Consider the following 857-nt stretch of genomic DNA (forward strand, 5'->3'; position numbering starts at 1 on the left):
TGAAGCTGACCCAGCAGAATGCCCTGAACGCTAAGTCGACCAGCGGCGTTTATCTGCTACCGGGTTCAAACACGGCAGCGCGCCTCAACAGCCAGATTGGTAACCTGAAAATGTCGCTGACAAACGTTGCGGCTGAAGCCAACTGCACCCGCGCCACGCTGCTGATTCAGGGAGAATCCAACGATCCGCTGCCGGCTTTCAGCGGCAAAGTGGAATGGGGGCAGATCCAGGGCACCAACGACAGTTTGCAGGAAGTTAACGTTCAAACGCAGTCCATAGACGCCCCGGCCAGCATTCTCGCCCCAAGCGACGTGTCGATTCCGCTTCGCCTGTCCGGCATCACACCCGATCAATTAGGGTTTGTGCGCGTTCATGATATCCAGCCAGTTTCTTCCGCGCAGCCAGCACCCGCGCAATAATTCTTTCACTCCCTTGTCCGGCGCTCGCTTCAACCACAGCTTCGCTTCTTACCCTCCCCCTGGCCCTCTCCCTAAAAGGGAGAGGGGATAAAAGCAGAGTAAATCGCCATATTCCCCTTTCTAAAAAGGAGAGGGGATAAAGACAAGGTAGTTCGATTGTTTTGTACCCTCTCCCCGGTGGGGAGAGGGCTGGGGGGAGGGGAATTACTTAACCGCCATGCCAGGCTGAGCGCCGCTGTCCGGGCTCAGCAGGAAGATATCTTTCCCGCCAGGACCTGCGGCCATCACCATCCCTTCCGACACGCCAAAGCGCATCTTACGCGGAGCGAGGTTGGCCACCATCACGGTCAGACGACCTTCCAGCTTAGACGGATCCGGGTAAGCGGTACGAATGCCGGAGAAGACGTTGCGTTTTTCGCCGCCGAGATCCAGCGTCAG

Annotated in this window: 1 protein-coding gene and 1 pseudogene; one reads left to right on the forward strand and one right to left on the reverse strand. The window is 57.5% G+C overall.

The genetic code is table 11. From position 1 onward, the window contains the following. A partial coding sequence (locus tag F3J36_RS23955; RefSeq protein WP_166720779.1) for a DUF3251 domain-containing protein occupies positions 1 to 419 on the forward strand: 419 nt, incomplete at its 5' end. A 204-nt stretch (positions 420 to 623) separates the two neighbouring features. Here F3J36_RS23955 and metG read toward each other — a convergent pair. After that, positions 624 to 857, reverse strand: a pseudogene (gene metG / locus F3J36_RS23960) (methionine--tRNA ligase); the annotation flags it as partial.

It is taken from the genome of Pantoea sp. Cy-640 (assembly GCF_011752635.1).
Lineage (GTDB): Bacteria > Pseudomonadota > Gammaproteobacteria > Enterobacterales > Enterobacteriaceae > Pantoea > Pantoea dispersa.